This is a genomic window from Leptolyngbya sp. FACHB-36 (assembly GCF_014695955.1).
Classification (GTDB): domain Bacteria; phylum Cyanobacteriota; class Cyanobacteriia; order Leptolyngbyales; family Leptolyngbyaceae; genus FACHB-36.
Genome location: NZ_JACJPG010000381.1, coordinates 1 through 7243, shown reverse-complemented (window position 1 = coordinate 7243; position 7243 = coordinate 1). Strand labels below are relative to the sequence as shown.

Here is a 7243-nt window from a genome sequence, read left to right as displayed (position 1 = left end):
AACGCGGTGCGTTGTGCTTTTTAGCAGTCCGTTAGTCAACTGCTGTAGCATGTCGCCGCTGTCTACGATAATCTGTCCGGGCACGGCGTGAATGGGACTCCACGTTCCGTCATGCCGCCGCAGCTCTAATCCGTCGTCGCTGGCTTCGCACAGCAGCGTGATTAAATTAATGTCTTCGTGAGGAGCCGATCGCACGCTGTCAGGCTGGGCATCGGCAGGAATCGGTGGATAGTGAATGATGCGAAGAATCGTGTCACCATCCGCTGCCATGTCGCTCAGGAGAGTTTCCGACTCTCCCAAATACAGGGCGCAAGCTTCCAGCAACTCGGTAGCACAGGTGTCTAGCTGCGTGTAGAGCCGAGTCATCACTGGCGCAAAGTCAGGAACTTCAACGGGCGTAGGATTTGCTGGGTAGCGAGAGGCGAGTGGATGCGATCGACCCACCTGCCAAAATTCCTTCAAATCTGGGACAGGATGATCCTTCGCGTGTTCCCGCCCAAAGCGCGTAAAGCCACGCTGTCCGTTCAGCATTGGAACTTCATAGCGGCGCTTCACCGTCTCCGGCAGTTCGAAAAACGCCTGAGCAACCGCGTAAGCCGCGCGGATCAGGTCCGCATCGACTCCATGATTGACTAGCGCAAAGAAGCCGATCGTCTCTAGCGCCTCACCGAGTTCCGCCACAAATCGGGAACGATTGCTCGATCGAAACGCCTGCAAATCCAGAACTGGAATGGTTTGGGTGATCACGCTTCCAATGACAAACACTGGAATCAGCTTATCCTGCTCCGCATTGCCGCGTTACAATCCCCCTCAAACTGCCTGAATCATCGTTTGCAGCTTGCGTTGCTCTGCCCTCTCAAGCGGCGGGACAGCACGGGTACACTCGACTTGAGAGATTCATTTCCTGAGCTAGCAGTTCGGATGCAGCGGTGGGCGATAAGGGTCTGCTAAAAAGATAGCCCTGAGCACCATCACACCCTAACGATCGCAAAAACTCAAGCTGGTCGCAGGTTTCTACACCTTCCGCCATCACCTTCAGATTCAGTCCTTTACCTAGAGCAACGATCGCCCTGGCAATGGCAACATCACTGGAGTCTGTCATCAAGTCCCTGACAAAGGACTGATCGATCTTGAGGGTGTGCAATGGAAAATGCTTGATTGAGTTGAGGGATGAATAGCCAGTGCCGAAGTCGTCCATCGCAATTTGAATTCCCATCTCTCGCAGCTCTTGCAAAACCGCGATCGTAAAATCCACATCCTGCATGACGGTGCTTTCGGTAATCTCTAGCTCTAAATAGTGCGGCTCTGTTTTGGTTTCTTGTAGGATGCTGGCAATGATTTTTACCAAGTCTTGCTGTTGAAACTGGCGCGCCGAAAGGTTAACAGCAATTCGCAGCGGCGGCAATCCCAGCGATCGCCAGGCTTGGTGCTGAATGCAGGCAGCACGAATCACCCATTCCCCCAGTGGGCAAATCAGCCCCGTCTCTTCTGCTAGCGGAATAAATTGGTTTGGTGGCACCAGCCCAAGCTGCGGATGCTGCCAACGGACTAACGCTTCTGCACTGACAATGCTTCCCGTGTGAATATCAACTTGAGGCTGGTAGTACAGTAGAAACTCGTTCCTTGCTAGGGCTTTGCGTAGGTCGGTCTCTAACTCAAGTTGCTCCCGCGCCTTCGTGTTCATTTCCGGTGAGTACAACTGAAAATTATTGCGCCCTTGCTGCTTGGCACGGTACATGGCTGTATCGGCGTTCTTAAGCAGAGTTTCTGCATCCTCACCATCATAGGGAAATAAAGCAATGCCTAGGCTTGCAGAGATGTAGAGTTCCTGTCTTTCTAGATGTATAGGTGCACCCAGTACATCCAAAATTTGTCGAGCGATCTTACTGACCTCATCAATGCTGATATGGGGAAAGAGCAGCGTAAACTCATCACCACCCCAGCGAGCGACCGTATCGCACTGCCGCAGACACCCTTGCAGTCGCTGCGTGACTTGCTTGAGCAACTGGTCACCCACGGCATGACCCAGCGTATCGTTGACGGTTTTGAAGCGATCGAGATCCAGAAACGCCGCCGCCAACATTTCTCCACGCTGCTGTGCTGTTAACAGCGCCAGCGAAAGTTGTTCATCGAACAGCAATCGATTGGGCAAGTTCGTCAGGCGATCGTGGGAGGCTTCGTGTCGCAGCAGCGATTCTACGCGCTTCTGCATGGTTGCCATGTAGAGATGCAGCGCGATCGTCTGCGCTAGCTTGACTTCATCCTGACTCCATTCAGGACTCTGATCGACTTTGACTTCGCGCCACGCCTCAAACGACCGGCGAGGATACTGATTGCGCTCATCGGCATTATGCCGACCTGCCCACAACACCTCGGTATCGTAGCCGTTGCGGAAGATGCTCAACCAGCCCACTCCTTGATGGCGATACTGAAGCGGGATAATTAGAACCGATCGGATCGGTGTGGAGGAAAACGTATCGGCGAGTAGACACCACTGAGACAGTTGCAGATCAGCCAGGATGCACGGCGACGGTAGCCCACTGGGGTTTGCAGTTGGGCTACTGTAATCAGCCAGAGTTGAGGGCAGCAACGATCGTCCTGCCTGCTCCCAGGCTACGATCAGCTCTTGATGAGTCGTATGTGCCACATTAGACGACTCGTGCCAACCTAGGTATTCATGCCAGCCTGCACTCTCTTCAATAAAGGCTTCCGTAGGCTGTACGCCAGTCGTATAAAGCTGAGCGGGTTCATTAGCAGGTTCAGCTCCTAGATACAGCCGTCCCCCAGACCCCTGTAAGGCTTTGACGGTTTCTTCTAGCACCGTCTGCCGAATTTCGGGCAGGGTCAGTGGGCAGTGCAACAAGCTGCTAATGCGATTGATCGTCGCCTCGTGATGTGCCTGCTGTTGCACCTGCTTTAGTAGGTTCGATTGAGCAATGGCGATCGAGACCTGATCAACCAGCAACTGCACCATCTGCAACTCGCGATCGTGAAAGCGACGCGGCTTGGCGTGGTGGATGGCAACCAAGCCCCACAGCCGATTCTGATGCAAAATTGGAATGATCAGTGAAGCAAGTACGCCCATTGCCTGAAGATATTGCACATGGCAGGGGTCAACCGGAGCATAGCGAACATCCTCTAAAGACAGTGAATCCCCGGTTTGAAGATTATCTAACTGACTCAGGATTTTGCGCTGTGCTACGACATCCACGATTACCCGCTGCCGCGCTCTAAGAAAAAGGTCTCGCGACTGGGAAGGAATGTCTCCCGCTGGAAAGTGCAAGCCAAGCAGGGAAGGCAGGCGCTTATCCTTGATTGCCTCTGCAATGACTTCACCACTTCCATCACTCTCAAAGCGATAGATCTTCACGCGATCGATATCAAGAAATACTCGAATTTCCTGAGCTGCCGTCATTAGAATCTCTTGCAGCTCTAATGACTGACGAATCCGATTGGTAATTCGGTGAAGCAAACTCTCTTGATTCAGGCGTGGTTTTGACATGGTGATGATAACGATTGCTCGGCTGACTTTGCTGTAATCTGACAGAGGTTCCTAGCTCCTAGAATGGAAAGCTGTAAGCGATTCCTAACAAAGCGACAAAACTCTTTATCATTTCTGAGGAACTTAGGCGATATTCTGTAAAAACTTTGTTACCTTAGGTAGCATTTTTAACACTCCAACACTCTACACTAGCTGAGATATGACAACGATCGCAACTGGGTTCTTGTTGCTATACGCCATTCTGGTGAGTTTGGGCGGCATTCTCGGTTTTGTTAAAGCTAAAAGCCGCGTATCGCTAATGTCTGGTCTGATTAGTGGGGTAGCGCTAGGGCTTGCCTGGTACATTAGCCTGCAATCGCCGACGACTGGGCTAGCGATCGCCGCTGCAATTGCGCTGGTACTTTTGGGCGTGTTTGCCGTGCGGTTTCACCGTACACGATCGTTCATGCCTGCTGGCTTAATGGCAGCTTTGAGTTTCCTTGCCAGCGTTCTATTTCTAGCAGCATGGCTGAGTCGCTAGGTTAGTGCCCTAAGGATTATCCGTAATAGAGTGTGCTGTTTGACACTGAGTACACAGCCCAAAGAACTCCAGCATGTGGTAGTAAATTTTGAATTGATGCGATCGATTCAGCTGCGCCTCTAGCTCATGAACCGGGCACTCGCTAATTGGAACCGAGTTGCCGCACTGCAAGCAAGTTAAGTGGTGCCGATCCTCTTGCGCCAAGCTGTATAGTGCCTCGCTGCCCACTACCGTGCGAACCTGCACGACCCCTTCTAGTTTCAGCGCCTCCAGAGCCCGGTAGACGGTTGCCAATCCCATAGATTGATCGCGGTTTCGCAGCTCTACGTACAAGTCCTGAGCAGAGATGGGTTGACCGATCGTCTTCAGCAACTCAACAATACGGTCTTGGCTGCGCGTGCGGTGAGATTTCATAGGAATTAAGAACTAACGTGACTCATGACGCGAGATAACAGAGTAAGGGAAAGAACGCGGTACTATCAGGACTGTTGAATAGGAAAAGGCGCTGTGGCTCAAGAATTTCAGGCTCACATCTATGTTACCCTTCGACCTTCAGTGTTGGACCCTGCCGGAACAGCAGTCCAAGCAGGACTCACTCACCTCGGGTTTGACAACGTGGCTCGCGTGCGGATTGGCAAATATATCGAGTTAAGCCTGAGCGCCAACACCGAGGCGGACGCCCGCAAACAAGTCGATCGCATTTGCGACCAGTTGTTGGCAAATCCAGTGATTGAGAATTATCAGTTTGAGCTACAGGCTATGACTGAAGCTAGATAGCTGGAAATTAGCAATGCGGCTAGCCAGCGCTACGATTCACTAGCGTGGCGGTAAGTTCTTCAAGAACACACCTGCTGGCAGAACGTTACCTATTTTGAACTTCACTCATCATTACGATCGACTGGCTTCAATACGATGGCTAGCTGACACTCCTTTAATGGCTCAGGTGAAGCCTGAATCTCGTCATCCTGTTAGCGAGATAGGTTCGGTGGGAAATCTACAGCTAATCTTGTGACGTTTATCAGCCAGCACACCGTACCTAAGGAGACACAGAGGAGCCATGTACAATCCAGACGACATCGTGAAAATTCAGGAGAAAGTCCAGAAAGGCATTTTGAATACCTCTTGGACGTTTGACTATACCGAGGATCGGCTCGCTGAAAATCCCTTCTATTACATCTCTGGCTTTGCTAAGAGCGGAAGCTGGGCGATTGAGCTTGAAACCTTGTGTGGACATAAAGTACACATTGCCGTGAAATCCGGTGAGAAAGTCGTGTACGAAGTTACTTCAAGTGAAGGAAATCGAGCATTTAACCGCCATGCGGGAATTCGCAAGCTCGTAGAGACGTGCTTGAAAGTATGGATTGAGGCACGGAACAAAGTGGCATCGGATCTATTGGCAACAATGCCTGAGTAGAATGTTGCTCCTTAAACGAATTCCGCCCCGTGTCGTTGGCATCGCTTGCTGAAGAGATGGGGCGATCGGGCTAGACTGAGGCGTTGATCCAGTGAATGAATCAGCCAAGATGCCACTCTAGCCCACTGGCAAATCCCAACCCTCAATTTGCGATCGTCCTAAGTCGGCAGTTTCAGCACGTTGAGGCTGAGAGTAATGAGCGACAGGAAAAGGATAAAGCCGATCGTGTCCAATGTCGTCGTCACCAGCGGACCGCTAACCAGGGCTGGGTCAAGTTTTAGCCGCTTCATTGCCATCGGCAGCAAGGTGCCTAACGTTACAGCAACCATTGTATTGGTCATCATTACCAATCCAGCGACAACCGACACCCAACGTTCGTGGTGCTGAGTCCAGATTAGGGACAGCAGCGTCATCAAGACGCCCAACGTCACAGCCGTTCCCAGACCTGCCAGGATTTCCTTACGAAGAATTTGCAGCGTGTCTTTGGGAGTAATTTCGCCCATACCCAACCCACGCACCGTCACCGATAGCGTTTGAAACCCAACATTGCCGCTGCTGTTCGCCAGAATTGGCATAACAACAGATAAGACAGGAACCAGCGAAATCACCGATTGAAAGGGTGCGATCGCGCTTGCTGCTATGATGTACAACCCAATATTAATCACCAGCCAAGGTAGACGCTTGCGGATTGTTTCTTGCGGGAGAGCGAAGGACGATTCATCCCCGCCACCCCCTGCCAGCTTCTGGATGTCTTCGGTGGCTTCTTCTTCCAGAATGTCTACCACGTCGTCGATCGTCAGAATGCCCACTAAACGATCTTCCCGGTCTACGACTGGCAACGCTAGCAAGTCGTAGCGCTTCATCAGTTGAGCGGCTTCCTCTTGCGGCGTTTCAGTATGAACTTTCAGAACGCGATCGCTGGCAATATCGCGGATGAACGCGTCCGGCAGCGAGAACACCAACTGCCGCAGCGAAACCACCTGAACAAGCTTGCGGTTGTCATCGGTGACGTAGGCGTAGTAAATGGTTTCCTTGTCCTGGTCATTCAAGCGAATTTTGCTTAGCGCTTGGGAGACCGTTAGTCCCTGCCGTAGTCGCACATACTCGGTGGTCATCATCCGCCCGGCGGTGCCTTCTGGATAGCCCAGAATGGTAGCGGTTGCCTGCCGCTCGGTCGGACTCAATTGGTGAATCAGGCGGCGCACGACACTTGCAGGCAGTTCATCGAATAGCTCCGCCCGATCGTCCGGTCGCATGGATTCTACAAGCTGACAGACTTGAGCATCGTGGAGGGAACCGATTAGCTCCTCGCGCACGTCCGGATCGAGGTACTCAAACACATCGGTTGCCTGGTCCTTGTTCAGCAACCGAAAGGCGATCGCTCGACGCTCCAACGCCAAATCGGCGATGTAGTCTCCCACATCTACCGCCTGAAGCTGGTTTAGTTGAGATTTAAGGCGATTCAAGTCAGAAATATCTGACAGCGAAGCGCGTCCTTCCTGGGTCAGCATATAGGTTCTCCTCAATCTCCCCCGCGCTGGAAGACCAAGGTTTACCAGGTTAGGGGAGGTAATTACTGTAAGGTGATGGACTGGTGTCCATGGATTCCACAAAATTCAACATCGGTGCCCGTTGCAGGAACCGCTACCCCTATGCTAACTCCAACTTGCTGACTGCACAATGTAAATATGGACACCTCACACAAAATCTACCGTCCGAATCAGACGCTTCACGTTCCATCTACATTTGCCTCTCCAATAAGGTGGATTGCAGGAGCCGTTGCGCTTAGTTTATCGAGTTGCGCGAT

At 51.9% G+C, this 7243-nt stretch carries 7 protein-coding genes; 3 read left to right on the top strand and 4 right to left on the bottom strand.

Features of this window, described 5'->3' with window-relative positions; all coding sequences use genetic code 11:
- Positions 1 to 765 (bottom strand): 2-oxoglutarate and iron-dependent oxygenase domain-containing protein (locus tag H6F43_RS10720; RefSeq protein WP_347272400.1); only part of this gene is annotated, 765 nt, incomplete at its 3' end.
- A gap of 91 nt (positions 766 to 856) precedes the next feature.
- A complete protein-coding gene (locus H6F43_RS10715; RefSeq protein ID WP_190342758.1) occupies positions 857 to 3502 on the bottom strand; it encodes an EAL domain-containing protein in 2646 nt (881 codons plus the stop codon).
- A gap of 199 nt (positions 3503 to 3701) precedes the next feature.
- Here H6F43_RS10715 and H6F43_RS10710 point away from each other — a divergent pair, with 199 nt between their 5' ends.
- On the top strand, positions 3702 to 4022 hold the full coding sequence (locus H6F43_RS10710; protein ID WP_190342757.1) for a TMEM14 family protein: 321 nt from the start codon (positions 3702 to 3704) through the stop codon (positions 4020 to 4022).
- A 9-nt stretch (positions 4023 to 4031) separates the two neighbouring features.
- On the opposite strand, the gene H6F43_RS10705 is transcribed toward H6F43_RS10710, so the two are convergent.
- Complete coding sequence (locus H6F43_RS10705; protein WP_190342756.1) at positions 4032 to 4436, bottom strand: Fur family transcriptional regulator; 405 nt, start codon at positions 4434 to 4436, stop codon at positions 4032 to 4034.
- A 93-nt stretch (positions 4437 to 4529) separates the two neighbouring features.
- Between H6F43_RS10705 and purS the strand changes: the two genes are divergently transcribed.
- Positions 4530 to 4799, top strand: a complete 270-nt coding sequence (purS, locus tag H6F43_RS10700; protein WP_190342755.1) for a phosphoribosylformylglycinamidine synthase subunit PurS — start codon at positions 4530 to 4532, stop codon at positions 4797 to 4799.
- Between the two features lie 280 nt (positions 4800 to 5079).
- On the top strand, positions 5080 to 5436 hold the full coding sequence (locus H6F43_RS10695; protein ID WP_190342754.1) for a hypothetical protein: 357 nt from the start codon (positions 5080 to 5082) through the stop codon (positions 5434 to 5436).
- 158 nt (positions 5437 to 5594) lie between these two features.
- On the opposite strand, the gene mgtE is transcribed toward H6F43_RS10695, so the two are convergent.
- Complete coding sequence (gene mgtE / locus H6F43_RS10690; RefSeq protein ID WP_190342753.1) at positions 5595 to 6947, bottom strand: magnesium transporter; 1353 nt, start codon at positions 6945 to 6947, stop codon at positions 5595 to 5597.
- Positions 6948 to 7243: the final 296 nt, after the last annotated feature.